Origin of the sequence: Pelomonas sp. BJYL3 (assembly GCF_027257975.1) — a bacterium.
Taxonomy (GTDB): Bacteria; Pseudomonadota; Gammaproteobacteria; order Burkholderiales; family Burkholderiaceae_C; genus Roseateles_B; species Roseateles_B flavus.
The window spans coordinates 135,978-161,994 of the sequence record NZ_JANZKX010000008.1; the positions used below are offsets into that span (position 1 = coordinate 135,978).

Annotated in this window: 21 protein-coding genes and 1 tRNA gene; 13 read left to right on the top strand and 9 right to left on the bottom strand. The window is 68.2% G+C overall.

Annotated features, from left to right (window positions below; genetic code table 11):
* Positions 1-139: 139 nt before the first annotated feature.
* Complete coding sequence (locus O9Y01_RS21625) at positions 140-2,950, top strand: valine--tRNA ligase (protein WP_269633728.1); 2,811 nt, start codon at positions 140-142, stop codon at positions 2,948-2,950.
* 69 nt (positions 2,951-3,019) lie between these two features.
* Here O9Y01_RS21625 and O9Y01_RS21630 read toward each other — a convergent pair whose 3' ends face one another.
* Both O9Y01_RS21630 and O9Y01_RS21635 read right to left on the bottom strand, forming a co-directional pair.
* Positions 3,020-3,862: a helix-turn-helix domain-containing protein gene (locus tag O9Y01_RS21630; protein WP_332108766.1), complete on the bottom strand. Its 843-nt coding sequence runs from the start codon at positions 3,860-3,862 to the stop codon at positions 3,020-3,022.
* A gap of 395 nt (positions 3,863-4,257) precedes the next feature.
* Positions 4,258-4,617 (bottom strand): DUF2834 domain-containing protein, encoded by a 360-nt coding sequence (locus O9Y01_RS21635; RefSeq protein WP_269633730.1) that lies wholly within the window; start codon positions 4,615-4,617, stop codon positions 4,258-4,260.
* Positions 4,618-4,872: 255 nt separating this feature from the next.
* Between O9Y01_RS21635 and O9Y01_RS21640 the strand changes: the two genes are divergently transcribed.
* The 6 genes from O9Y01_RS21640 to O9Y01_RS21665 all read left to right on the top strand — a co-directional run bounded on the left by O9Y01_RS21640 (position 4,873) and on the right by O9Y01_RS21665 (position 14,641).
* Complete coding sequence (locus O9Y01_RS21640) at positions 4,873-5,982, top strand: DUF3419 family protein (protein ID WP_269633731.1); 1,110 nt, start codon at positions 4,873-4,875, stop codon at positions 5,980-5,982.
* A 29-nt stretch (positions 5,983-6,011) separates the two neighbouring features.
* Positions 6,012-7,127 (top strand): acyl-CoA dehydrogenase family protein, encoded by a 1,116-nt coding sequence (locus O9Y01_RS21645; RefSeq protein WP_269633732.1) that lies wholly within the window; start codon positions 6,012-6,014, stop codon positions 7,125-7,127.
* A 49-nt stretch (positions 7,128-7,176) separates the two neighbouring features.
* Complete coding sequence (locus O9Y01_RS21650) at positions 7,177-9,231, top strand: fatty acyl-AMP ligase (RefSeq protein WP_269633733.1); 2,055 nt, start codon at positions 7,177-7,179, stop codon at positions 9,229-9,231.
* A 21-nt stretch (positions 9,232-9,252) separates the two neighbouring features.
* Positions 9,253-10,317: a 3-oxoacyl-[acyl-carrier-protein] synthase III C-terminal domain-containing protein gene (locus O9Y01_RS21655; RefSeq protein WP_269633734.1), complete on the top strand. Its 1,065-nt coding sequence runs from the start codon at positions 9,253-9,255 to the stop codon at positions 10,315-10,317.
* An 87-nt stretch (positions 10,318-10,404) separates the two neighbouring features.
* The gene (locus O9Y01_RS21660) at positions 10,405-13,026 is read left to right on the top strand and encodes an aminotransferase class III-fold pyridoxal phosphate-dependent enzyme (RefSeq protein WP_269633735.1); all 2,622 of its coding nucleotides are present in this window, start codon (positions 10,405-10,407) and stop codon (positions 13,024-13,026) included.
* A 79-nt stretch (positions 13,027-13,105) separates the two neighbouring features.
* The gene (locus O9Y01_RS21665) at positions 13,106-14,641 is read left to right on the top strand and encodes a flavin monoamine oxidase family protein (protein WP_269633736.1); all 1,536 of its coding nucleotides are present in this window, start codon (positions 13,106-13,108) and stop codon (positions 14,639-14,641) included.
* Positions 14,642-14,656: 15 nt separating this feature from the next.
* Here O9Y01_RS21665 and O9Y01_RS21670 read toward each other — a convergent pair whose 3' ends face one another.
* Positions 14,657-15,574, bottom strand: a complete 918-nt coding sequence (locus O9Y01_RS21670) for an NAD(P)-dependent oxidoreductase (protein WP_269633737.1) — start codon at positions 15,572-15,574, stop codon at positions 14,657-14,659.
* Positions 15,575-15,657: 83 nt separating this feature from the next.
* On the opposite strand from O9Y01_RS21670, the gene galU reads away from it, so the two are divergent.
* On the top strand, positions 15,658-16,533 hold the full coding sequence (galU, locus tag O9Y01_RS21675) for a UTP--glucose-1-phosphate uridylyltransferase GalU (RefSeq protein ID WP_269633738.1): 876 nt from the start codon (positions 15,658-15,660) through the stop codon (positions 16,531-16,533).
* Positions 16,534-16,610: 77 nt separating this feature from the next.
* Here the strand turns inward: galU and O9Y01_RS21680 are convergent, their stop codons facing one another.
* Both O9Y01_RS21680 and cysM read right to left on the bottom strand, forming a co-directional pair.
* On the bottom strand, positions 16,611-16,838 hold the full coding sequence (locus O9Y01_RS21680) for a sulfurtransferase TusA family protein (protein WP_183106294.1): 228 nt from the start codon (positions 16,836-16,838) through the stop codon (positions 16,611-16,613).
* Between the two features lie 77 nt (positions 16,839-16,915).
* On the bottom strand, positions 16,916-17,827 hold the full coding sequence (gene cysM, locus O9Y01_RS21685; RefSeq protein ID WP_269633739.1) for a cysteine synthase CysM: 912 nt from the start codon (positions 17,825-17,827) through the stop codon (positions 16,916-16,918).
* A gap of 161 nt (positions 17,828-17,988) precedes the next feature.
* Here cysM and O9Y01_RS21690 point away from each other — a divergent pair.
* Both O9Y01_RS21690 and O9Y01_RS21695 read left to right on the top strand, forming a co-directional pair.
* Positions 17,989-18,073 (top strand) — tRNA-Leu (locus O9Y01_RS21690).
* A 160-nt stretch (positions 18,074-18,233) separates the two neighbouring features.
* Positions 18,234-18,812, top strand: a complete 579-nt coding sequence (locus O9Y01_RS21695; protein ID WP_269633740.1) for a rhomboid family intramembrane serine protease — start codon at positions 18,234-18,236, stop codon at positions 18,810-18,812.
* Here O9Y01_RS21695 and O9Y01_RS21700 read toward each other — a convergent pair.
* The gene (locus O9Y01_RS21700; RefSeq protein ID WP_269633742.1) at positions 18,781-19,725 is read right to left on the bottom strand and encodes an SDR family oxidoreductase; all 945 of its coding nucleotides are present in this window, start codon (positions 19,723-19,725) and stop codon (positions 18,781-18,783) included. The two genes, O9Y01_RS21695 and O9Y01_RS21700, sit on opposite strands and share 32 nt — an antisense overlap.
* A gap of 144 nt (positions 19,726-19,869) precedes the next feature.
* Between O9Y01_RS21700 and O9Y01_RS21705 the strand changes: the two genes are divergently transcribed.
* The 3 genes from O9Y01_RS21705 (at position 19,870) to O9Y01_RS21715 (ending at position 23,018) form a co-directional block, all read left to right on the top strand.
* Complete coding sequence (locus O9Y01_RS21705; protein WP_269633743.1) at positions 19,870-20,907, top strand: CDP-6-deoxy-delta-3,4-glucoseen reductase; 1,038 nt, start codon at positions 19,870-19,872, stop codon at positions 20,905-20,907.
* 66 nt (positions 20,908-20,973) lie between these two features.
* Positions 20,974-21,708, top strand: a complete 735-nt coding sequence (locus O9Y01_RS21710) for a 2OG-Fe dioxygenase family protein (RefSeq protein WP_269633744.1) — start codon at positions 20,974-20,976, stop codon at positions 21,706-21,708.
* A 215-nt stretch (positions 21,709-21,923) separates the two neighbouring features.
* Entirely contained in the window at positions 21,924-23,018 is a 1,095-nt protein-coding gene (locus O9Y01_RS21715) for a Leu/Phe/Val dehydrogenase (protein ID WP_269633745.1), read from the top strand.
* 284 nt (positions 23,019-23,302) lie between these two features.
* On the opposite strand, the gene O9Y01_RS21720 is transcribed toward O9Y01_RS21715, so the two are convergent.
* The 3 genes from O9Y01_RS21720 to O9Y01_RS21730 form a co-directional block, all read right to left on the bottom strand.
* The gene (locus O9Y01_RS21720) at positions 23,303-24,022 is read right to left on the bottom strand and encodes an ABC transporter ATP-binding protein (protein ID WP_269633746.1); all 720 of its coding nucleotides are present in this window, start codon (positions 24,020-24,022) and stop codon (positions 23,303-23,305) included.
* Between the two features lie 130 nt (positions 24,023-24,152).
* Positions 24,153-24,923 carry an ABC transporter ATP-binding protein gene (locus tag O9Y01_RS21725; protein ID WP_269633747.1) on the bottom strand — a complete coding sequence of 257 codons (771 nt, stop codon included), beginning with the start codon at positions 24,921-24,923 and terminating at the stop codon, positions 24,153-24,155.
* A 25-nt stretch (positions 24,924-24,948) separates the two neighbouring features.
* Positions 24,949-26,016: an ABC transporter permease subunit gene (locus O9Y01_RS21730; protein ID WP_269633748.1), complete on the bottom strand. Its 1,068-nt coding sequence runs from the start codon at positions 26,014-26,016 to the stop codon at positions 24,949-24,951.
* Between the last annotated feature and the right edge of the window lies 1 nt (position 26,017).

Sequence of the window (26,017 nt, forward strand, 5' to 3'; positions counted from 1 at the left end):
GGCCATGGAGCACCGCCCCCAGGATTCAGCGCCTGGGGGCGCCAAGGTGGCCCCTACAATCGGGCAACCCCTGATTCCCGCCGACGGGGCGCCTCCGCGAGGAGACGCCCCGCGGCCATTTCAAGCAGCAAAGCGCGTCATGACCGAACTTGCCAAGTCCTTCGAGCCCGCCGCCCTGGAAGCCCATTGGGGCCCTCTGTGGGAGTCCCAAGGCCTCTACCGTCCCACCTTGGACAAGAGCCGCGACTCCTTCTGCATCCAGCTGCCGCCGCCGAATGTGACCGGCACCCTGCACATGGGTCACGCCTTCAACCAGACCATCATGGACTCGTTGACGCGCTACCACCGCATGCGCGGCCACAACACCCTGTGGGTGCCTGGCACCGACCACGCCGGCATCGCGACCCAGATCGTGGTGGAGCGCCAGCTGCAGGAGAAGGGCCAGAGCCGCCATGACCTGGGCCGCAAGAACTTCGTCGCCCAGGTCTGGGAGTGGAAGGAGCAGTCCGGCAGCACCATCACCCGCCAGATGCGCCGCATGGGTGACTCGGTGAGCTGGGAGCACGAGTACTTCACCATGGACGACAAGCTCTCCAGGGTGGTCACCGACACCTTCGTGCGCCTCTTCGAGGAAGGCCTGATCTACCGCGGCAAGCGCCTGGTGTCCTGGGACCCCATCCTGAAGTCCGCCGTCTCCGACCTGGAGGTGGAGAGCGAGGAGGAAGACGGCTCGCTGTGGCACATCCGCTATCCGATGGCCGAAGGCAGTGAGTCCCTGGTCGTCGCCACCACCCGCCCCGAGACCATGCTGGGGGACACCGCCGTGATGGTCCACCCCGAGGACGAGCGCTACAAGCACCTGATCGGCCAGCAAGTGAAGCTGCCCATCACCGGCCGCCTGGTCCCGGTGATCGCCGACGACTACGTGGACAAGGAGTTCGGCACCGGCGTGGTCAAGGTGACCCCGGCGCATGACACCAACGACTACCAGGTGGGCCTGCGCCACAAGCTGCCCATGCTGACCATCTTCGATCTCGAGGCCAAGGTCAGCGCCCATGAGGCCAGCGAGATCCCGGCCGAGTACATCGGTCTGGACCGCTTCGTCGCGCGCAAGAAGATCGTGGCCGAGCTGGAGGCGCAAGGCCTGCTGGTCGAGGTCAAGAAGCACAAGCTGATGGTGCCGCGCTGCGCCCGCACGGGCCAGGTCATCGAGCCCATGCTGACGGACCAGTGGTTCGTGGCCATGAGCAAGGCCGGCGCCAACGGCAAGTCCATCGCCGAGGAGGCCATCGAGGCCGTCAGCTCGGGCGACGTGAAGTTCGTGCCCGAGAACTGGGTCAACACCTACAACCAGTGGATGAAGAACATCCAGGACTGGTGCATCTCCCGCCAGCTGTGGTGGGGCCACCAGATCCCGGCCTGGTATGACGAGGACGGCAACGTTTATGTCGCCCGCAGCGAGGCCGAGGCGCAGGCCAAGGCGCCCGGCAAGACGCTGAAGCGCGACGAGGACGTGCTGGACACCTGGTACTCCTCCGCCCTGGTGCCCTTCTCCACCCTGGGCTGGCCCGAGTCCACCGTGGAGCAGGACCTCTTCCTGCCTTCCTCCGTGCTGGTGACGGGCTACGACATCATCTTCTTCTGGGTCGCCCGGATGATCATGATGACCAAGCACTTCACGGGCAAGGTGCCTTTCAAGCACGTGTACATCCACGGCCTGGTGCTGGATGCGCAGGGCAAGAAGATGTCCAAGTCCGAGGGCAATGTGCTGGACCCGGTGGACCTGATCGACGGCATCGAGCTCGCGCCCCTGCTGGACAAGCGCACGCAAGGCCTGCGCAAGCCCGAGACGGCGCCCAAGGTCCGCAAGGCCACCGAGAAGGAGTTCCCCGAGGGCATCCCTGGTTACGGCGCCGACGCCCTGCGCTTCACCTTCGCAGCCATGGCCACGCTGGGCCGCTCGGTCAACTTCGACTCCAAGCGCTGCGAGGGCTATCGCAACTTCTGCAACAAGCTCTGGAACGCCACGCGCTTCGTGCTGATGAACACCGAAGGCCAGGACTGCGGCCTGAAGGAGCACACTGCGGCGGACTGCGAGGGCGGCTACCTGAGCTTCAGCCCCTCGGACCGCTGGATCACGAGCGAGCTGCAGAAGGTCGAGGCCGCCGTGGCCCAGGGCTTTGCAGACTACCGCCTGGACAACGTCGCCAACGCCATCTACGACTTCGTCTGGAACGAGTACTGCGACTGGTACCTGGAGATCGCCAAGGTGCAGATCCAGGTTGGCAACGAGGCTGAAGCGCGCGCCACGCGCCGCACCCTGATCCGCACGCTGGAGACCACGCTGCGCCTGTTGCACCCGGTGGCCCCCTTCATCACCGAGGCCCTGTGGCAGACGGTCGCGCCGGTGGCCGGCCGCAAGAGCACCGAGTACATCGTCAACGCCGCCTACCCCGTGGCCCAGCCCGAGAAGATCGACCCGGCGGCCATCGCCTGGGTGGATCAGCTCAAGGCCGTGGTGGGCACCTGCCGCAGCCTGCGCAGCGAGATGGGCCTCTCGCCCGCCGAGCGCGTGCCCCTGCTGGTAGCTGGCGGCCAGGGCTTCATCGCCGAAGCCGCCCCGCTGATCAGGACCCTGGCCAAGCTGGCCGAGGTGCAGCTGGTGGATGACGCCACCTTCGAGCAGGCCGCCGCCGCGCTGCCCGTGCTGGTGCATGGCGAGGCCCGCCTGGCGCTGAAGGTGGAGATCGACGTCGAGGCCGAACGCGCCCGCCTGGGCAAGGAGATCGCCCGCCTGGACGGCGAGATCACCAAGGCCAACGCCAAGCTGTCCAACGAGAGCTTCGTCGCCCGCGCCCCTGAGGCCGTGGTGGCGCAGGAGCGCCAGCGCGTGGCCGAGTTCAGCGCCACGCTGGAGCGGCTGAAGGCACAGGCGGCCCGCCTCGGCTGAGCGAGCGGGCTGCGCCCGGGATGGGACCCGGGCAGCCCTCCTCGGCGGGCTCACCGGCCCGTCAGGCCCTCAGGCCGCCGCCAGCGCCCAGGCAGCGCTGCCCTGCGAGAGCTCCAGGCCGGGCGCCGGGTCCGAGGCCACCAGCTCCGCATAGAGCCGCTGGAGATAGTCCTCCGTCGCGGCATCGGTCGGGAAGAACAGCTCGACCTTCAGCTCGGCGATGCGCGTGTCACTGGGGGCCCGGAAACGGGTCACCATGCTGGTGAAGCTGCGCGGCTGCCCCTCCAGCATCAGGCAGAAGCGAACGGCGGGATTGCTGTCGGGCCCCTGCTCCTGCTTGCCGGCCACCAGCCGCTCCACGTCGGCGTAGATCTGCATGAAGCGCTCGTCATGGAAGCTCATGAGGTCGTGATGCAGCTCGCGGTAGACGCTCCACTGGACCTCCTCCGGATTCAGCACGGCACGCATCCAGTCCGCGTTGAGCAGGCATTGCTGCACGAGGTTGTCTCCCGGTGAGACGCTGCCCAGCAGGCGCCGGGCCACGGCATTCGCGTCCACCAGGTCCCACCAGCGGTTCAACACCAGCGCCGGATAGGGGTTGTGCTTGGACAGCATGACCTTGACCGCGCTGTAGAAGGGCTCCAGATTGCTGCTGTCCGCGCTGCGGGCCACCTCGGGCTTCAGGCCTGCCAGGGCCATCAGCTGGTCGCGGGCCCGGCAAGGGATGTTGAGAAAGCGCACCAGCTGCATGACCGTCGGGCGCGTGGGCCTCGAGCGGCCCGTCTCCAGGAATGACAGGTTGCGGGACGACATCCCCAGCTCATGGGCCAGTCTCATCTGGCTGTAGCCCCGCAAGGTCCGCCAGAACCGCAGCTGATCTCCGAAGTTGTCCATCCTGCCCTCCCTATCCATGCGTACTTCGTGTGAAGGAACGCTGCTGTCTTGCGCCACCGGGCACCCGGTAGCGCGCACCACAGGCTGACGCGCCCGACGCCACGCCAGCAGCGCCCCGAGCCCGCCGCGGCGGTGCCGGGCGTGGCTGAAGACGTCTGGCAGCGTTCGCGGCACAGCCCGCAGCCACCCGATGGACGCGCTGTGCCGCACAGCCTCTGTCGGGCCGGTCGGAGGCTGAAGAGCCCCGCTTATGCAGCGCGCCCGGGAATCGACGTCAGATTCCAGGAATCCCTCATAAGGCCGCGAACATAACACATCATCTTGGCGCCTTTCTGACGGGCAGCAGGCGGGCTTTGGGCCCGGCAGACATGGGCCGGACGGCCTGCCTCAAGGGACAGCTGGCCAGCAGGACTTCAGGCGCCCACGCGCAGGGCCCGGGCGGGGCCCTCCCGGCCCGGCGCCGCCTCCAGATGCCGCTGCCTGACCCACAGGAACAGCGGCAGGGCGAGCGAGACACCGACGACCAGCCCCAGCAGGCACCAGGGCCCCGACGCCAGCGCCAGGCGCCGCGACTCCATCAGGATGAAGACGATGGTCACCACGCCGGACACCAGCACGTCCATGGCGAAGAAGCCGCTGATCCGGTTGGCGAACAGCTGCGCCAGGAACAGCGGCACATCGAGGCCCTGCTCGGCGACGAACGGAATGAAGAAGGCCAGCGGGAGGGCGGCTCCCAAGACCAGAAGGAGGAGATAGAGGCTGCTCTTTTTCATATTCCCATCAAGGTTTGTTCAAGAAATATTCACATGTCCGGCTGCGTGATTCGCAGGTCCGGGAAGGCCCGGCCGGATGGCTCCCGTTTATCCAGGAAAAGTGAGGGACCGCCAATTCCCTGGGAGGGAATTGCTGCGCCCGCACATCGCTCACTAGTATTCAAGCCAATCTGCCGCAGACGGAATTTGCAAATTTCCAGCCTACCCGCGCCAGATATTCAACCGGCTCCAGGAAATCCAGGACAAAGGGATCTCATGAGTATTGAAAAACAGCAAGACGTCGAGGACTGGATCCTCTACAGCACCTGCGACGAAGACGCGGAATCCGAACTCTCGGCATTGGCCGTCCATTCAGGGGACGATGTTCTTTGTGTCACAGGCAGTGCCTGCCGGACCTTGAGCCTCATTTCCAGGAATCCCCGCAGCATCACGTCCATCGACTATGCCGCGGGGCAGAACTATCTGCTTGAACTGAAACTCGCCGCCATCCGCCATCTTGACTATGAGCGGCTGCTGGGATTCCTGGGCGTTGAGCCAGCGCTCAATGCCCGCATGGCGGACTACCGGAGCCTGGAGAAACACCTCAGCCCGGCCGCGCGCCGCTATTTTTCGCATTATGCGCGGGACGTGGAAGCCGGCGTGCTCTTTCGCGGCCGGCATGAGAAGTTCTACATCCGCATCCTGTCGCCCTTCCTGCACCTGCTCTACGGACGTGCGCTGCGGGAGATCTTCGCCACGGAGTCCCTGGAGCATCAGCGACGCATCTACTTCGAGAAGATCCGCGGCCCCTTCTTCACCTTCCTGGTCAGAAAGGGATTCAACAAGGCCCTGCTGACCACCGTGCTCAACAACCCGGACTACGAGGTCGAGGTGGAAATCGGGAATCTGGGCGACTACATGCTCGAAACCCTGGACCATACCTTCAGCACGCATCTGGCCAGGGACAGCGACTGGCTGAGCCTCATGCTGAACGGCCGCTACCTGAGCCGGCGCGCGCTGCCCCACTTTCTGCAGGAAGACGTGGTCCGGCAAATCAAGGCTGCGGACACGAAAATCCAGATCATCCACCAGGATATTGTCGAATTCGTCAAACAGGCACCGGAATCCGCCTTCAGCAAGTTCTCGCTGTCAGATATCAGCAGCTGCATCTCGAAAACCCGCTTCATGGAACTGCTCTCGCATATTCCGCGCATCGGGCGAAGCCAGGGCCGGCTGTGCTACCGGAATTTCATCGCACGCCACAAGATACCCCAGCCCCTGCAGGGCCTGCTGGCCCGTGACAACGAACTTTGCAACAAGCTCAATCGGGATGACCGGGCTTTTTCGTATCAATTTGAAATTGCCACCGTACAAGGTCTGGATTGAAAAAAACCGTCCGTACAGGAGAGGGACAGATGCACACACATATTCTGAGCAAGGAACGCGAGGTCCTGGAGCGGGTCATGCCGGGGCTGGATGCCCGGCTGGCGGCCTGCCCGCTGCAGCAGCTGGAAGGGGCCGAGTCGCCGGTGCTGGCCTGGTTCAAGGCCGCCGGGGGCGCCGGCATGCTGATCCCCCGTGCGCTGGGTGGCCACGAGCTGCGGGCCCTGGAGGTGCTGCGCGTCCAGCGCGCCCTGGGCAGCCGCTCGCCGTCCCTGGCGCTGGCCACCAATATGCACACCTGCACCGTGGCCGCGATTCCGCCCTGCGAAGCCACGCAGGACCTGCTCCAGATGATCGCCCGGGACCGCCTGCTGGTCGCCTCGGGCTTCGCTGAAGGGCGGCCGGCCACCAGCATCCAGTCGCCCGGCATCGAGGTGCGGGTGAAGGCGGACGGGCTGGTCCTCAACGGCAGCAAGAAGCCCTGCAGCCTGGCCCGCTCCATGGACCTCTTCACCGCGAGCGTGCTGGTGCCGCAGGAGGACGGCCGGCGGCGCTTCGCCCTCGTCACCGTGCCGGCGCATCTGGACGGCATCGAACGCCTGCCCTTCGCAGAGCCCGGCTTCCTGGATGCGGCAGAGAACCAGGAGGTGCGGCTGCGCGAGGTGAGCGTCCCGCATGAGTACGTGTCCTACTTCGGCGAGGAGCTGACCCTCACCCAGGAGCTGTCCGCCGCCTTCCTGTGGTTCGAGATCTTCGTCTCGGCCTCCTACCTGGGCGCGGCCTCGGCGCTGGTCGAGCGGCTGTACCTGCACCAGCGCGGCTCTGCCGCGGTGCGCGCCCAGCTGGCCGGACAGCTCCAGGCCACCATGCTGTCGCTGGAGGCCGTCGCCTGGCGCATCGACACCGGCGAGCGCGACGCCCATGCCGTCGTCAGCGCCCTGGCCGCCCGCTACGAGGCCCAGCGGGTGATTGCGCAGGTCGCGGCGGACGCGGCCGAGCAGCTCGGCGGCATGCAGTACCTGGTCAGCCCCGACGTCCAGTACCTGCTGCGGGTCTGCCGTGCCCTGGCCTTCCATCCGCCCGGGCGCTGGGTCATGGACGAGCCGCTGGACAGCTACTTCAAGGGCCAGGAACTCCACATTCCCTGAGTCCCGGACGCCTTTCGCATTTCCCCATTTCCTGCCCCGAGGAACTCCCATGAACACCTGGATCGATGCACTACTGGACAAGGCCCGGAACTTCCCGGACAAGCTGGCCTTCGCCAATCTCGACGAGGCCGGCGAGGTCGATCAGCAGCTCACCTTCGCGGCCCTGCTGGAGCGGGCCGAGCTGCTGGCCCGCCATCTGCAGCAGCACACCCGGCCGCAGGACCGCGTGCTGCTGCTGTATGCACCCGGCCTCGACTACGTGGAGGCCTTCTACGCCTGCATGTTGGCGGGCGTCGTGGCCGTGCCGCTCTACTCGCCGCAGAACGAACGCAAGCTGGAGCTGATCGATGCCATCGCCGCCGACTGCCAGGCCGCCCTGGCCCTGAGTACCCAGCTCTACTGCGAACGCATGGCCGAGCGCGCCGCCACGCGGCCCGCCGGCGTGAAGCAGCTGCCCTGGCTGGCCACGGACTGCCTGCGCGAGCCGCCCGCGGCCCCCTGGAGCCCGCCCGCCGTCGGCCCCGACGACCTGGCCTATCTGCAATACACCTCCGGCTCCACCTCCACCCCCAAGGGCGTGATGCTCAGCCACCGCCTCACGCTGGCCCATTCGCGGGAACTGCAGCAGCTGTGGGACACCACGCCGGACAGCGTGCTCGTGTCCTGGCTGCCGCACTTCCATGACCTGGGCCAGGTGTTCTCCATCCTCCATCCCGTCTACCTGGGCATGCGCAGCGTGCTGATGGCGCCGGCGGTATTCATGCAGCGGCCCCAGCGCTGGCTGCAGGCCATCAGCGACTTCAAGGCCAGCCACAGCGCAGCGCCGGACTTCGCCTACATGCACTGCGCCCGGCATGTCACCGAGGCTGACCTGGCCTCGCTGGACCTGTCCTCCTGGCGCGTGGCGGTCAATGGTGCGGAGCCCGTGCGCGCCGACTCCATCCTGGCCTTTGACGACCGCTTCGCCGTCCGTGGCGCAACGCTGGAGATGCACCGGCCCTCCTACGGCCTGGCCGAAGCGACGCTGGTGGTCACGGCCCACAAGAGCCCCTGGGGGCCGCGCATCATGTGGTTCAACAGCGAGGCCTTCAGCCGCAACGAGATCCTGCCCTGTCTGGACACCGACCCCAAGGCGCTGGCGCTCGTCAGCAATGGCCGCTGCGCCGACGGCGTGGAGGTGGCCATCGTCGACCCAGTCACCCGGGCCCGTCAGGGCGAGAACACGCTGGGCGAGATCTGGGTCAGCGGACCGGCGGTGGGCCTGGGCTACTGGGCCCGGCCGCAGGACAGCAGCGAGGTGTTCCAGGCCGCCATCGACGGCGAGGCGCAACGCCGCTACCTGCGCACGGGCGACCTCGGCTTCCTGCACGAGGGCGAGCTCTTCATCGCGGGTCGCTCAAAGGACGTGATCATCGTGCGGGGATCCAACCACTATCCGCAGGACATCGAGCTGACCGTGGAGCGGGCCCATCCCCTGGTCCGCGAGGGCTATACCGCCTGCTTCAGCGTGCAGGAGAACGGCTTCGATCAGCTCATCATTGCCGCTGAACGAAAGCGCTATTTCGCCGATGACATCGACTATGACGAGGTGATGCGCGCGATCCAGGCGGCCGTGGTGTCGCGCCACGGCATTCCCGCCACGGAGATCCTGCTCCTGAAGCCGGGGGTCATCGCCAAGACGACCAGCGGCAAGATCCAGCGCAGCCGCTGCCGCGCCGAGTACCTCGAGGGCAGCCTGCGCACCGTGGCCCGCCAGCGCCTGGCGCCTGCCGAGCCGCCCACCGCGCCCACAGCACCCGCGCCGGCCCCTGCCGCCGGGGCACTGGCGGCGCCGACCATGCAGCACGTCATCCAGTGCTCCATCGTCAATTTCATCAAGGACTGGGTTGCGCGCGAGCTGAAGCGCACGCCGGACGCGGCGGCCGGAGAAAGCCCGCTGTCCAGCCTGGGCCTGAGCTCGATGGACATGTTCCGCCTGCATGGCGACCTGGAGACCTTCGTGCAGAAGCCGGTGCCCTCCGAATGGACCTGGGAGGCCCCGAGCCTGGATGCGCTGGCCTCTCAGCTGGCCCAGCACAGCCTCTGCGGCGCCCCGGCCGCCTGACCCCCTCACCCGAGACACCCCATGAAACTTGAATCCATCGCGCTCGCCCTGCCCGGCCAGGTGGTGAGCAACAGCGACATCCTCTCCCTCATCCGCGACTACAGCGCCCGCGACAACGAGGGCCGGCTCGAGCAGGCGCTCAAGGCCGTCGAGTTCTTCCTGAGCTTCGCCGGCTCGAAGGAACGCCGCTGGCTGGCCGAAGGCGAGACCCCGATCGCCCTGCTGCGCCAGGCCGGCCAGCAGGCGCTGGACTCAGCCGGGCTGCGCCCGCAGGACATCGACCTGCTGATCTACGTCGGCATCGGCCGCGGCTTCATCGAGCCCGGCGGCGCCTACCACGCGGCCAATGCGCTGGGCATGGACGGCGTCGAGTGCTTCGACCTGATCGACGCCTGCATGAGCTGGACGCGGGCCATGCACCTCAGCCAGACCCTGCTGCGCGCCGGCAGCTACCGCCGCATCATGGTGGTGAACGCCGAGTTCAACATGGTCAAGGGCGGGGCCATCCATCCGGCGCTCTTCGACCTGCGCTCGCCGGAGTCCGTCGAGTGGACCTTCCCCGCCTTCACGCTGGGCGAGGCGGCCAGCGCCACCATCGTCTGCGAGGACGGCCTGCACGGCCGCAGCGAATCGCCCTGGCAGTTCGAGTTCGAATCGCGCCCGGACCTGGCGGACCTCTGCAACATCCCCCTCCACGCCTACGATCAGTACGCCCTGCCCTCGGAGCGCATCGCGAAGAACGGCTGCGGCCGCTTCACGTCCTACGGCGCCCAGCTGGTCGAGCACGGACGACCGCACATCCTGAACGTCATGCAGCGCCTGGGTCGCAGCGTCCCGCTGGACAGCGCCAAGGCCCTGTTCACGCACGCCTCCTCCCACCGCGACTGGCAGAACTTCGCCGATGCGGCCGGGCTGGGCCCGCTGCTGTATTCCATCTTCCCGCGCACCGGGAACATCGTCTCGGCCTCGGTGCCCGGGGCCATCGCCCTGGCTGCCGCGGAAGGCCGCATCGAGCCGGGCGATCGGCTCATCGGCTGGGTGGGAAGCGCCGGCATGTCCTATGGCGCCTTCAGCTTCGTGATGTAGCGCGCCGAGCCGGCCGTGGGCCGGCACGTCCCCGATGTCGCGATCGGCCCCGCCGATCGCCCCCTGACACGTCCAACGCCTTCACCCATGCCTCTGCTTCATGCCCTGCACCTGCTGTTCGTCGGCAGCCTGTACCTCGTGGCCTATGGATTCCAGCGCCTCACCCGCCCCGGGCAGGACAGGCGGCTCCTCCAGGCCCGCCTCCTGCATGCCTTCCTGGTCCGCATGGGCCCGATCTACATCAAGTTCGGCCAGCTGCTCGCCACGCGGGCCGACCTCATTCCCGCGGCCTGGGTCGAGCAGCTCAGCAGGCTGCAGGACGATGTACCCCCCATGCCCGCCGCGGCCTCCATGGACCGGCTGCGTGCGGCCCTGGACAGGCCTGTCGAGGAGGTCTTCGCCGCCTTCGATCCCGTGCCCGTCGCCAGCGCCTCGATCGCGCAGGTCCACCAGGCGCGCCTGAAGGACGGACGCGAGGTGGCGGTGAAACTGGTCCGGGCCGGCGTGCGGGGGCAGCTGGAGAGCAGCCTGCGCCTGATGACGATCCTGGCCACCCTGCTGCAGCGCTGCAGTCCCGCCGCGCGGCAGCTGAGCCTGAAGCGCCGCATGACCGAGCTGTCGGTGCTGCTGCTCCGGCAGGCCGACCTGCGCCAGGAGGCGCAGGCCCAGGAGCTGGTGCGCAGCAATTTCCAGGGGCACCGCTTCGTGGTCGTGCCGGAGGTCTATCCGGAGTTCAGCGGTCCGGAGGTGCTCGTGATGCAGTTCATGCGGGGCATCCCCGGCCGTGCCGTCGAGCGCGCGCCCATCGACCGCAAACAGCTCGCGCGCCGGCTGCAGGACAGCATCTACACCATGCTCTACATGCACGGCTTCTGCCATGGCGACCCGCACCCCGGCAATGTCTTCTTCGACGAGGAGGGGCGTCTGATCCTGCTGGACTACGGCATCACCGTGGCCCTCAGCGAGGACGAGAAGTGGGGCCTGTCCTCCTTCTACTACGCCTGCACCCGCAAGGAGTGGGCGCTGGCCGCGCAGCGCTTCACCCATCACTTCGTCGAGGACAAGCAGGAGGTCCAGGCACGCTGGGCCGACTACGAGGCTCAGATCACGCGCGTGCTGCAACACCACTTCGACGAATGCCACAACCAGTGGTCAACGGTGAGCTACTTCAAGGACGTCAATGAAGTCCTGAAGCGCTTCGGCGCCAAGTACACGACCACCTTCACCAAGGTCGAGCTGGTGTTCCTGAGCGTGGAGGGCTTCGCGTCGATGATCGACCCCGCCATCGACATCTGGGCCAATGCCCGTGTCTTCACCGACCGCTACTCGCCCTACATGAGCGAGGCCGTGAAGTCCTGCTTCGACCAGCACTTCTCGCAGCTGCTGCCCGGCTCGCTGTCCCTGCGCGACCAGGCCAACCAGTACCTCGTGGCGCCCACCCATATCCATCGCTACTTCTTCCCCAGCGCCTATCCGATCTTCGTGGACAAGGCCGAGGGCGGGCACCTCTTTGACGTGGACGGCAACCGCTTCGTGGACCTCTCGGGAGGCTATGGGCCCCACATCCTCGGCTACAAGCATCCGGCCGTGCAGGCGGCCCTGATGCAGGGCGTGCAGGACGGCTTGGTGAACGCCATCGGCAATCGCGCCGAGCTGGACCTCGCCCGCCGCCTGGTGGAGGCCTTCCATCCGGACGGCAAGGCCGTGCTGTGCAACTCCGGCACCGAAGCCTGCCTGAAGGCGATCCGCCTCTCCCGCGCCTACAGCCGCAAGACGCGGGTCGCCAAGTTCGAAGGCCACTACCACGGCTGGTCCGACCAGGGCATGGTCAGTTCCTGGTTCCGCTTCCGCGGGGACGCCACCCAGCCCCACCCGGTCAGCGGTTCGCAGGGCACCGATGCCGGCACCGTCGACCAGACCCTGGTCCTGCAGTACGGGGACCCGGACGGCCTGGAACGCCTGCGCGAGCATGCCGATGAGCTGGCCTGCTGCATCTGCGAGCCCATGCCCTCCTCGATCGCCAAGTGCGACGTCGAGTTCCTCAGGCGCCTGCGCAGCCTGTGCACCGAGCTCGGCATCGTGCTGATCTTTGACGAGGTCGTCACCGGCTTCCGCGTGACCTACGGCGGCGCCCAGACGCTGGCGGGCGTCCGGCCGGACCTCACCACGCTGGGCAAGATCATCGGCGGCGGGCTGCCCTGCGGCGCCGTAGTCGGACGGGCGGACATCGTGGACGTGGCGCGCAGCTCGCAGGACCCCTTCTTCGACTACGACAACAAGGCCTTCGTCGGCGGGACGATGAGCGGCAACTCCCTCACCTGCCAGGCCGGCATCGCGGCGCTGGACCAGCTCAACGGCAACCGCAGCCTCTACGAACGCCTCAACGCGCACACCGACTGGCTGGCCGCCCAGATGCGTGCCATCGCGAAGGAGCTCGACATCGACTTCTTCATCGAGGGCCGGCACAGCATCTTCTCGCTGACCTTCAGCCACCGCACCTCCAAGCTCTACCGCAAGAAGCAGGCCGGCAGCAACTTCAAGGCCAATATCGCGCTGGCCTATTACATGCGCAAGTACGGCGTCTACATCCCCGAACTGCACTCCTTCATGATCAGCACGGCACACACCATGGCCGACCTGGAGGAGGTCGTGAAGGCGTTCCGGCGCAGCCTTCAGGAGATGTGCGCCGACGGATTCTTCGTCCACTGAGCCTGCCCCCGCCGCTCGCGGTCAGCGCCCGCCGCGGCGTTCGGGCTGCGCCGGCTTCCCTTCCCTTTCATCACGAGCCATGAACCACACAAGACGCCGTCTCCTGATGGCCGCAGGCGCCACCGCGGCCTTCGGATCCCTGCTGTCCGCCCAGAGCCTCGCGCAGGCCGAGAGCCGCCGCCACTCGCTGACCGAGTTGCGGAGCCACTGGCGCTCGCGCCTGCGCCGCGCCCCCGCCGCCCCCTCCGTGGCCATCATCGGCGCGGGCATCGCGGGGCTCGTGGCGGCCTACGAGCTGCGCCGCCAGGGCCTGCAACCCATCGTCTTCGAAGCGACGGGCCGCCCCGGCGGCCGCATCGAAACCCTGCGTGCCGACAGCTGGATCCAGGAGCAGGGCGAGAGCCAGTACTGCCGCTTCCAGCGGGACCGCGACCTCTACTTCAACAGCGGCCCGGCGCGCATCTCGCAGGGGCACTCGCGCGTGCTGCACTACTGCCGCGAGCTGTCGGTGGAGCTCGAGCTGATCATCAACGAGAACAAGGCGGGCTACTTCCGGGTCGCGGCGCTGGCGCAGCGCGGCCCTCTGCGCCTGCGGCAGTTCCAGGCCAGCCTGCGCGGCGGCATTGCCGAGCTGCTGGCCAAGAACCTGGCCGCAGGCAGCAGCCAGGGCGTGATTCCGCCGGCCGAAATCCCGGGCGTGCTGGCCCTGCTGGCCCAGTTCGGCGACCTCGGCAGCGACCTGCGCTTCACGGGCAGCTCGCGCGGCGGCGTGAGCGAGGGCAGCGACCCCATGCACCCGGCCACGCCCCTGTCGCCGCTGGAGCTGCGGGAGCTGGCCCGCATGGACTTCTTCTCGCAGTACAAGCTGCACCTGGGCGAATACCTGGACCAGCAGGCCAGCATGATGCAGCCGCGCCATGGCATGGACCACATCAGCCAGGCGCTGTACCAGCAGGTCGCCGACCGCGTGCTTCTGAACTGCCCCGTCACCGCCCTGGAACGCCGAGGCACGGGCGCGCTGGTCCGCTTCACGCGCAACGGGCAGGCCGCGGCGATGCCCTTCGACCGGGTCATCGTCGCCACCTCGCCCCTGCTGGCCTCGCGCTGGGGCCGGGACTTCTCCCCGGGCGTGCGGACCGCCCTGCTGTCACACCAGATGTCACGCCCGGCCAAGGTCGCCTTCCAGTCGGAGCGCTTCTGGGAGACACGGGACGGCATCTACGGCGGCGTCTCCTACACCGACGAGGACATCACCATGCTGTGGTACCCCTCGCATGCCGTGGGCAGCGCCCAGGGCATCCTGGTGGGGGCCTACCATGTCGGCGCCTTTCCCGGCGACCGCTTCGGCGACCTGCCCGCCGCGGAGCGCATCCGGCTGGCCCAGGAGCAGGGGGAGAAGATCCACCCCGGCTACCGCCGCATGGTGAGCGCCGGCATCAGCCGCTCGTGGAGCCGGGCGGCCTACTTCGAGGGGGGCTGGTCGATGTCGGAGCCCTCGAGCCTGCTGCAGCAACCGGACGGCCCCTTCCTCTTCGCGGGGGACTATCTGTCGCATATGTCGGGCTGGATGGAGGGCGCGATCGCCTCCGCGCATGGCGCGCTGTCGCAGCTTTGAGCGCCGGGGCCGGCATCAGGCCTGCACGCGGGACTCCGCCGTCAGCAACTCGTCCATGCGCCGCGCCACCGCCCAGGCGGCCCGCACGCGCGACTCCCGCGTGGTGCTGGCCACCCGCGGCGTGATCTGCAGATTGGGCATGCCATGCAGGGGCCGGTCGGGCTCCAGCCAGCCCGGCTCCACGCTGTCCATCCAGGCCGCGAGGATGCGGCCGCTGCGCATGGCGCCGGCCAGGGCCACGTCGTCGAACATGGCGCAGTGGGTGAGCGCCACCACCACCTGGTTGGCCTTGGCATGGCCCAGCACGCGGTGGCCCAGCAGGCCCTTGTAGCGCGGGTAGAAGGGCAGCTGCACGCAGAGCACGTCGCTCTGCTCCATCAGGGCGCGCAGGGCCACGGGCGGGATGTTCCATTGCTTCCAGAGGTCCTCGCTCTCGTGCAGAGAGGGGTCGTAGCCCAGGACCTTGGCGCCGAAGGCCGGCAGGATCTGGGCCAGCACGCGCGAGGCCGGAGTCAGGCCCAGCAGGCCCACGGTGGACTGCCCCAGCTCGCGCCCTACCAGCAGGCCATCGGCGCCGTAGACCGGCACCCGGCGCAGCATGTTCAGCGCCGCGCCCAGCATGTACTCGGCCTCGGCCTGCGCCGTGGCCGCGCCGGAACGCACGAGTTCGACCTCGTGCATGCGGCAGGCCTCGATGTCCACCGTCTCGATGCCGGCGCTCACGCGGCCGATCACCCGCAGGCGCGGCGCGGCCTTCAGCAGGGAATGGTCGACCGCCACGGTGGGCGGCAGGATCAGACCGTGCACCTGCTGCAGGCCTTCACGCAGCGCGGCGGGGTCCCGGGCCAGCTCCGGCGCCACGCGCACGGCATGCCGCTTGCCCAGCCATTCGACCACCTCGACATCCAGAGGTTCCAGCACCAGCAGATTCATCTTTTCATGTTCCAGATGGCATTGCGCCGGGGCCAGACCCCCCGTGCCACAATCCCACGCATTCGTCCCAGGCAGCTCGCCAGATGCAAATCAACAAAGCCATTTTCCCTGTTGCGGGCCTCGGCACGCGTTTTCTCCCGGCAACAAAAGCGCAGCCAAAGGAAATGCTGCCGGTCGTGGACAAGCCTTTGATCCAGTATGCGGTCGAAGAAGCCTATGCCGCGGGCATCCGCGAGATGATCTTTGTGACCGGCCGTCACAAGCGCCCCATCGAGGATCACTTTGACATGAGCTTCGAGCTGGAGGTCGGCCTGGAGCAGGCCGGCAAGCAGGAGCTGCTCGACGTCGTGCGCAGCGTCAAGCCCGATGACATGGAGTGCATCTATGTCCGCCAGGCGCAGGCCCTGGGCCTCGGCCATGCGGTGCTGTGCGGGCAGCGTCTGGTGGGCAACGAGCCCTTCGCCGTGCTGCTGGCGGACGACCTGATGGTCGGCCCCGACGAAGGCCGTCCCGTGCTCAAGCAGATGGTCGAGCAGTTCAGCGAATGGCGCGCCTCCATCCTTGCCGTGCAGGAAGTCCCCGCCGAGCACACCCGGCGCTACGGCATCGTGGCCGGCGCCCCGGTGAGCGACAAGCTGGTGGACGTCCAGCGCATCGTCGAGAAGCCCGCGCCCGAGGCCGCGCCTTCGCGCCTGGGCGTGGCGGGGCGCTACATCCTCACGCCGGGCGTCTTTCTCGAGATCGCCAGCCAGCCGCGCGGCGTGGGTGGCGAGATCCAGCTGACGGACGGCATCGCCGGTCTGCTGCGTCGCGAGAAGGTCTTTGCCTACCGTTACGAGGGCAAGCGCTATGACTGCGGCTCCAAGGAAGGCTTTCTGCAGGCCAATGTGGAACTGGCCCTGGCGCATCCCGAGCTGGGCCCCGGGTTCCGCGAGTACCTGAAGTCGCTCAACGTCTGAGCCAGCCCGGCCGGACACAAGCAAAAGGCCTGCGGACTCGGCGAGAGTCGGCAGGCCTTCTTGCAGAGGCGGGCGGTTCAGCGCCGCTTCAGCACGTGAACGAACTCCTCGCCAGACTGGCTCTGCGCCACCAGCTCGTTGCCGGTCTGGCGGGCGAAGGCCTGGAAGTCTCGGGTGGAGCCCGGGTCCGTGGCCACGACCTTCAGCAGCTGGCCGCTCTGCATCTCCGCCAGGGCCTTCTTGGCCTTGAGGATGGGCAGGGGGCAGTGAAGGCCGCGGGTGTCGAGTTCCTTATGGATGTCCATGTGCGTCTCTTTCCTGGACTGGATTCTAGGGCCGGTTCACCCAGCGCAGACCCGGGCCTTCACTGTGTGCACAGCCCCTAGGCAGGGAAGACGCCGGTGGACAGGTAGCGGTCGCCCCGATCGCAGACCACGAAGACCAGGGTCGCGTTGCTGAGCGTGCGCGCCAGCTGCAGAGCCACCCAGCAGGCACCGGCCGCGGAGATGCCGGCGAAGAGCCCCTCCTCGCGGGCCAGGCGGCGGGCCATGTCCTCGGCGTCGCTCTGGCTGACCTGCACCAGCTCGTCGACCTGCTCGGGGTGATAGATCCGGGGCATGTAGGCCTCCGGCCACTTGCGGATGCCGGGAATGCGCGAGCCTTCGGCCGGCTGGGCGCCCACGATGCGTACCGCCGGGTTCTTCTCCTTCAGGAAGCGCGAGGTGCCGGTGATGGTGCCGGTCGTGCCCATGGCGCTGACGAAGTGGGTGATCTCGCCGCCGGTGTCTCGCCAGATCTCGGGGCCGGTGGTCTCGTAGTGGATGCGCGAGTTGTCCTCGTTGGCGAACTGGTCCAGCACGCGGCCGCGGCCGTCACGCTGCATCTGCTCGGCCAGGTCCCGGGCGTATTCCATGCCGCCGGAGCGCGGCGTGAGGATGAGCTCGGCGCCGAAGGCCTTCATGGTCTGGGCCCGCTCGATGGAGAGGTCCTCCGGCATGATCAGCACCATGCGGTAGCCGCGCATGGCGGCGGCCATGGCCAGGGCGATGCCGGTGTTGCCCGAGGTGGCCTCGATGAGGGTGTCTCCTGGCTTGATCTCGCCGCGCTCCTCGGCCCGGCGGATCATGCTGATGGCCGGGCGGTCCTTGACCGAGCCGGCGGGGTTGTTGCCCTCCAGCTTGCCCAGCAGCACGTTGCCGCGGGCGGCCAGCTCCGGCCCCAGGATGCGTTGCAGACGCACCAGCGGCGTATTGCCGATCACGTCCTCCAGACTCGGGTACTGTTTTGTGCTCATGGCGGCGATTGTCCACCAGGGCGCCCGCCCTGCGCGGTCACGGGGCATTGCGGCGTCTCTGGCAGATGGGGTCGGGTCTTGCCCGCGCCGGCGCCGGCAGCGCAAGCCCGAGGCGCCGCCAAAGCCATGTCATAATCCGCCCCTCGCGCACAGCGCCGATGGCCCGGATGGCGAAATCGGTAGACGCAGGGGACTCAAAATCCCCCGCCGCAAGGCGTGTCGGTTCGAGTCCGACTCCGGGCACCACGAAATACGCAATGGCTGCTGAACGCGAAGAAAACCACCGCACGGTGGTTTTTTCATTTCCGCGCCGCCCCGGCCGGAAGCCGCGCGGACGCATACACTCGCTGCGTTCACGGCCGATGCCCGCCGTTCTGTCTCCCAGCGCAAGACCTGACACACCGCCATGCCCCAACTGCCCCCCATCACCAAGGCCTTCATGCTGGCTTGCGTGGGCTTCTTCTGCCTGTTCATCCTGGTGCCGGAATGGAAGCCCTGGCTGGCGTTGTGGCCCATCTCCAGCGGCAACTTCATGCCCTGGCAGATGGTCACCTACGCCTTCCTGCATGGCGACGCCATGCACCTGTTCTTCAACATGCTGGGCCTGTGGATGTTCGGATCGGAGCTGGAGCTGGTCTTCGGCCCACGCCGCTACCTGCAACTGCTGGTGGCCTCCACGCTCAGTGCGGCGGCCATGCAGCTGCTGTTCACCTTCGCCATCGGCTCTTTCGCGCCGACCGTCGGCGCCTCCGGCGCACTGTTCGGCCTGCTGCTGGGCTTTGGCATGCTCTTCCCGGACCGGGTCATCATGCCCCTGTTCCCTCCCATCCCCATGAAGGCCAAAGTCTTCGTGGCCCTCTTCGGGGCGCTGGAACTGCTGATGGGGCTCAGCGGCGCCAGCGGCGTCGCCCACTTCGCCCACCTGGGCGGCATGATCGGCGCCTGGCTGCTGATCAACAACTGGCGCAGCGGCCGCCGTCGCTGAGCTCCCCTGAGCCGGCGAGCAGGCCCTCGCGTACCTCCGCATAACGCAGGCGCAGGCCCAGCTCGCGCTTCAGGCGGTCGTTGCGCAGGCGGCGCGACTCGGCCATGAAGCTCAGCTGCATCGGCGAGAGCTGCTCCCGGGCCTGCGCCCGGCTGATGCGTGGCGGCCTGGGCAGCCCGCAGAGATCGGCCGCCAGGTCGAAGTACTCGCCCATGCGCAGCTGGGTGTCGTCGCAGACATTGAAGCAGCGCCCCGCCGGCGCCCGCAGCAGCGCGCGCACGCAGACCCGCGCCAGGTCGTCGGCGTGGATGTGGTTGGTGTAGACGTCGTCCGCCGCCTCCAGCACCGGCGTGCCGCGCGCCAGGCGCTCGCGCGGATGCCCGCCCTCGCGGTCCCAGGCATAGATGCCCGGCACGCGCAGCACGCTCACATGCGCCCCGGTCTCGCGCCCGAAGCGGCGCAGGGCCTGCTCGGCATCGACACGGCGGTGTGCGCGATCGGAGCGCGGCTGCAGCGGGGCGGTCTCGTCGAGCCACGCGCCCTGGGCATCGCCGTAGACGCCCGTGGTGCTGGCATAGACCAGCACCTGCGGCGGCTCCGCACGGCGCAGCGCCTGCAGCAGGCGGCGGGTCCGCAGGTCCTGCGCGCCGCTGGCCTGTGGCGGCGCCAGGTGCAGCACGTGGGTGGCCAGGCCGGCGAGGCGGCGCAGGGTCCGGGCGTCGTCCAGATTGCCCAGCAAGGGATGCGCCCCGGCGGCCCGCAAGGCCTCCTGGCGTGACGGCGAGGAGGTCAGCGCACAGACCTTCCAGCCGGCAGGCAGGCGGCGCAGCACACGCATCCCGACGTCGCCGCAGCCGACGATCAGCAGGCGCACCGGGGCCTCGGAAGCTTGGGAACGGGAGGACATGGACATGGACGAAGTGCAGGATGGCCAGGCCCGAAAGGACAGGCTGACGGCGCCCGGCCCTGCTCAGGCAAAATGTCGACCCAGTGTACGGCCCGCCCCGCCGACTCCTCGGCAGGACACGGGCCGCTTTATCGTCCGGACCTCACCACCATGAACTTCCAGATCACCGTCCAGCCCAGCGGCCGCGAATTTGCCGTCGAACGCGATGAAACCCTGCTTGGCGCCGCCATCCGCCAGGGCGTCGGCCTGCCCTATGGCTGCAAGGACGGCGCCTGCGGGTCCTGCAAGAGCAAGCTGCTGGAAGGCCGGGTCATCCATGGCGCCCACCAGAGCAAGGCCCTGAGTGCCGAGGAAGAGGCGCAGGGCATGGTCCTGACCTGCTGCGCCACGCCCCAGACCGACTGCGTGCTGGAAGCCCGCACGGTGCCTGGCGCCGGTGAGTTCCCCGTGCTCAAGCTGCCCAGCCGCGTGATCAGCATCGACAAGCCCGCGCCTGACGTGGCCGTGCTCCGCATGCAGCTCGCCGCCAACCAGAACTTCCAGTTCCATGCCGGCCAGTACGTCGAGTTCATCCTGCGCGACGGCGCCCGCCGCAGCTACTCCATGGCCAATGCGCCCCACAACCTGGGTACGCCGGCCGCCATCGAGCTGCACATCCGCCACATGCCCGGCGGCAAGTTCACCGACCACGTCTTCGGCGCGCTGAAGGAGAAGGACATCCTTCGCATGGAAGGCCCCTTCGGCAGCTTCTTCCTGCGGGAAGACAGTGACAAGCCCATCGTGCTGCTGGCCAGCGGCACCGGCTTTGCGCCCATCAAGGCCATCCTGGAGCGCATCCAGCATCTGGGCCTGACGCGGCCGGTGCACCTGTACTGGGGCTGCCGCAGCAAGTCGGACCTCTATCTGCACGACTGGGCCGAGCAGGCCGCGGCAGCCATGCCGACGCTGCGCTATATCCCCGTGCTCTCCGAGCCCAAGCCCGAGGACGCCTGGAGCGGCCGCACCGGCTTCGTCCACCAGGCCGTGCTGGCCGACCTGCCGGACCTCAGCGGCTTCCAGGTCTATGCCTGCGGCGCGCCCATCATGGTGGAGAGTGCCCAGCGCGACTTCTCGGCCCAGGGCGGCCTGCCCAAGGACGAGTTCTACGCCGACGCCTTCACCTCCGAAGCCGACAAGCACGGCGGCTGAGCGCCACGCACGCTGTGCGCCCGCCCGGCCCGCGGCGGGCGGCATGGCAGCCTCATACTTGCCCTCATGAAGCACTTCCAGCCGCCCTACGCCAGCGCCACCCAGTTCGAAGACCGGCTGCGCGAGCTGGGCTCGGCCGTCATTGCGCCCGAGAGCCTCTGCCTGTGGGCGGGCCTGCGCGCCGAGGACCTCCAGTCCCTGACGCCCTTCTGGGACGAGCTCCCGCCCGACACCCATCTGCGCGATGGCGGCCGCTACCGCTTCCGCCGCCATGGCAGCTTTGTGGCCGAGGGCGGGCAGCTGCGCCAGCAGGCCCACCGCGCTCACTGGCAGCCGCTGGACTACAACGCCCTGCACGGCGGCCTGGAGCGCTGGTTCGAGCCCGTGCAGCCGGCCCTGGCAGCGCTGCCTGCCTGGCAGGCCCTGCTGCTGCGCCTGGCCCGCGCGGCCGATGCACTCAAGGGCCCTCAGCCCTGGTTCATCGAGACCCACCAGTTCCGCATCGACACCACCGACGGCATCGGCCGCCCCACGCCCGAGGGCGCGCACCGTGATGGCGTGGACCTGGTGGCCGTGTTCCTGGTGAGCCGCGTGGGCATCAAGGGCGGCGAATCGCGCGTCTTCGAGGCCAATGGCCCGCGCGGCGAGCGCTTCACGCTGCAGGAGCCCTGGACCCTGCTGCTGCTGGACGACGAGCGCGTGATCCATGAGACCACGCCCATCCAGCCCGCTGCCGAGCACGGCCACCGCGACACCCTGGTCGTGACCCTGCGCCGCGGCAGCTTCCAGGACCCTGTCTGAGCGCCCTGCCCTGGCGCCCTGCCAGGGATGCGTGCCATGCATCACGGCATGCCGAATGCTTGTGCCTTGACGAAGGCGCGAGGCCGCCATCCCCCCTACACTCTCGGCCCAGCGCGGTCACGAGCCGCGCTGCTTCGCCGCCACAGGGCCTGGCCTGGGCTGATCCAGACGGGTGTGGCGCTCCATTCCTCTCGCATCACAAGTGCAAGCACGCCATGTCTGACCTCGTCCGCGCCCTGACCGAATCGCCGGCCTCCATCCCCTCGTCCCTCTTCGGCCTGCCCGAGCAGCCCGCCCATGAGCGCGTGCTCTTCGCCACCGACGAGCAGACCGGTCTGAAGACCATCCTGGCCGTGCACAGCACCGCCCGCGGCCCCGCCTTCGGTGGCTGCCGCTTCTGGACCTACGACAACGAGCTGGCCGCCCTGAACGACGCGCTGCGCCTGTCCCAAGGCATGAGCCTCAAGAACGCCCTGGCCAACCTGCCCTTCGGCGGCGGCAAGGCCGTGATCATCAAGCCGGCCGGTGACTTCGACCGCCCCGCCCTCTTCGCCGCCTTCGGCCGCGCCGTGGCCTCGCTCAATGGCGCCTACATCACTGCAGAAGACGTGGGCACCACCACGGCCGACATGCGCGTGGTGCAGCAGCACACCCAGTTCGTGAGCGGCATCCCGCGTGAAGGTGCCTTCGGCGGCGACCCCAGCCCCAAGACCGCCTGGGGCGTGTTCGTCTCCATCGATGAAGGCGTCAAGCGCGTGCTGGGCCGCAGCTCGCTGGAAGGCGTGACCGTGGCCCTGCAGGGCCTGGGCGCCGTGGGCTGGCACCTGGCCGAGTTCCTGCACAAGGCCGGCGCGCAGCTGGTCGTGGCTGACGTCAACGCCGACAAGGTCGCCCGCGCCCAGGCCGAGCTGAAGGCCCGCGCCGTGAGCGTCAACGAGATCCTGTCGGTCCAGGCCGACGTGCTGGCGCCCTGCGCCCTGGGTGCCGTGCTGAATGCCCAGAGCATCCCCGCCATCCAGGCCAAGCTGATCGCCGGCGCCGCCAACAACCAGCTGGCCACCGTGGCCGACGGCGACGCCCTGCAGGCCCGCGGCATCACCTACCTGCCGGACTACCTGGTCAACGCCGGCGGCATCGTCAGCGTGGCCCGCGAGTTCCGCAATGAGGGCGAAGAGTCCAAGGTCATGGCCGAGGTCAGCGAGATCCGCGGTCGCGTGGCCGAGCTGCTGGAACGCATCAAGGTCTCGGGCAACACCCCCGGCCGCGAAGCCGATGCCTGGGCTCGCTCCAAGCTCGTGAAGCCGGTCTGATTGACCACCCCTACCCGCATCGCGGGCCCCTCAAGGGGCTGAGCCCGGACTGCGGAGGTTCAGTGAACCTCCGTAGCCTGGCGAAGAGTCGGGGCGCAAGACCCGACGCGGCCTGATGGCTGCGCCACTGGCCGACTAGTACATGCAAGAAGAGCTCTCCGCCGTGCCGAGAAGGCCGGTGGCGTAGCCACTCGGCCCCCGCACGAAGCCCGAGGATCCGGCTCTGCCGGGCCTACGGGCTTGCCCCCTCGAGGGGGCCACCGCAGGCGGTAGGGGGTGGGCCCTTATTCGCCGAGATACGCCGCCCGCACCTTCGGGTCATTGAGCAGGTCCTTGCCCGCGCCGGTCATGGTGATCAGGCCGCTCTCCATCACGTAGCCGCGGTTGGCGGCGGCCAGTGCGCGGCTGGCGTTCTGCTCCACGAGCAGGATGGTCACGCCCTGGCCGTGGATGTCGTTCACGACCTCGAAGATCTTGTCGACCATGATGGGGCTCAGACCCATGCTGGGCTCGTCCAGCAGCAGGACCTTGGGCTGCGTCATCAGCGCGCGGCCCATGGCCAGCATCTGCTGCTCGCCGCCGGACATGGTGCCGGCCAGCTGCGTGGCACGTTCCTTCAGGCGCGGGAAGATGCCGAAGATCCGGTCGATGTCGGCCTCGATCTGTGCCTTGTCGTTGCGGATGTAGGCGCCCATCTGGAGGTTCTCCACGATGGTCATGCGTGTGAAGGTCCCGCGGCCTTCCGGCACCATCACCAGGCCCTGCTTGACCAGGTCCCAGGCGCCCTGGCCCTTGATGGACTTGCCCATGAATTCGATGTCACCCGCGGCCACCGGCTGAAGACCCGTGATGGCCTTGAGCGTGGTGGTCTTGCCGGCGCCATTGGCCCCGATCAGGCTCACCAGCTCGCCGCGGCGCACTTCAAAGTCCGCACCCTTCACCGCCTGGATCCCGCCGTAGGCCACCTTCAGCCCGCTGACCTTCAACAGCACTTCATTCGTCATCTTTGACTCCAGATTCTTTGCATGCCTGCTTCGCTACGCGGTCCTGCCGCGTGGAGCTCCAGGGTCGGGCTCTGCCGGGCCTCCGGGCTCGCCCCCTGGGGGGCGCGTAGCGCGTAGGGGTTGGGGGCCGTCAGTGGCCGCCGGTCCCCAGATACGCTTCAATGACCTTCTCGTTCTTCTGGACGTCCGCGGGCGTGCCCTCGGCGATCTGCTTGCCGTAGTCCAGCACCGTCACGCGGTCGCACAGGCCCATCACCAGCTTCACGTCGTGCTCGATCAAGAGGATGGTGCGGCCGTCCTTGCGGATGCGGTCGATCAGCTCGCGCAGCACCACCTTCTCGGTGGCATTCATGCCCGCGGCCGGCTCGTCCAGCGCGATCAGCTTGGGGTCCGTGGCCAGCGCGCGCGCGATCTCCAGCCGGCGCTGGTCACCGTAGGACAGCGTGCGTGCCTTGAATTCGGCGTACTTGCCGATGCCCACATAGTCCAGCAGCTCCTGCGCCCGCTTGGCGATCGCGGCCTCCTCGGCCTTGAACGCCGGCGTGCGGAACACCGCTCCGATCAGCCCCGAGTGCGTGCGCACGTGGCGCCCCACCATCACGTTCTCCAGCGCCGTCATCTCCGAGAAGAGGCGGATGTTCTGGAACGTGCGGGCGATCCCCGTCTTGGCCACCAGGTGCACGGCCGTGGGCTGGTAGGGCGCGCCCCCCAGCTCGAACGTCCCCGCATCCGGCGTGTACAAGCCCGTGATCACGTTGAAGAAGGTGGTCTTGCCCGCCCCGTTGGGACCGATCAGGCCATAGACCTGGCCCTTGTTGATCTGGATGCCCACTTCCGAGAGGGCCTGCAGACCGCCAAAGCGCTTGGACACGCCGGCGACCTTGAGTACGACTTCGCTCATTGTTCTTTGCTCCTGCTGTCCTGGCTCACTTCACCGCCTGCGGCGCCGCCTTGCCGTGCTCCGGGCTCGGCCACAGACCGCGCGGGCGCAGCAGCATGATGCTGATCATCGCCAGCGCCACCAGCAGCTGACGCAGGATGGCCGCATCCAGCCGCCCCCCCGTCATGTCCTGCAGCGGACCGGCCACATAGCGCAGCACCTCCGGCAGCGCCGACAGCAGCAGTGCACCGAGGATCACGCCCGGGATGTGCCCGATGCCGCCCAGCACCACCATCGCCACGATCATCACGGACTCCTGCAGGCTGAACGACTCCGGGCTCACAAAGCCCTGGAAGGCCGCGAACATGCTGCCCGCCACGCCACCGAAGGTCGCCCCCATGCCGAAGGCCAGCAGCTTCAGGTTGCGCGTGTTCAGACCCATGGCCTTGGCCGCGATCTCGTCCTCGCGGATCGCCATCCACGCACGCCCGATGCGCGACTGCTCCAGGCGGAAGCACAGGATCACCGTGGCCACCACCAGCGCCAGGAAGAAGTAGTAGTACAGCGTCACCGACGGCAGCGCGATGCCGAACAGCTCCGTGCTCTTGCCCAGGTCCAGCCCGAAGAAGTGGATGGCGTCGATCTGGCCAATCCCGCGGGGGCCGTTGGTGATGTTCAGCGGGTACTCCATGTTGTTCAGGAACACCCGGATGATCTCCCCGAAGCCCAGCGTCACGATGGCCAGGTAGTCACCGCGCAGCTTCAGCGTGGGCGAGCCCAGCAGCACCCCCGCCAGCGCGGCAAGACCTGCCCCCAGCGGAATGATCACCCACAGCGGCGAGTGCATGCCATTGGGCAGCATCGCCGCGATGTTCTCGAAGTTCTCCAGCAGGTGCGGGCTGGCCAGCAGCGCGAACATGTAGGAACCCACCGCATAGAAGGCCACATAGCCCAGGTCCAGCAGGCCCGCATAGCCCACCACGATGTTCAGGCCCAGCGCCAGCATCACGTACAGCAGCGCCAGGTCAATGATCCGCACCGGCCCGTTGCCGAACTGCTGCGCAATCAGCGGCACCACCAGCAGGCCCAGGGCCGCCAGCACGAACACCACCAGT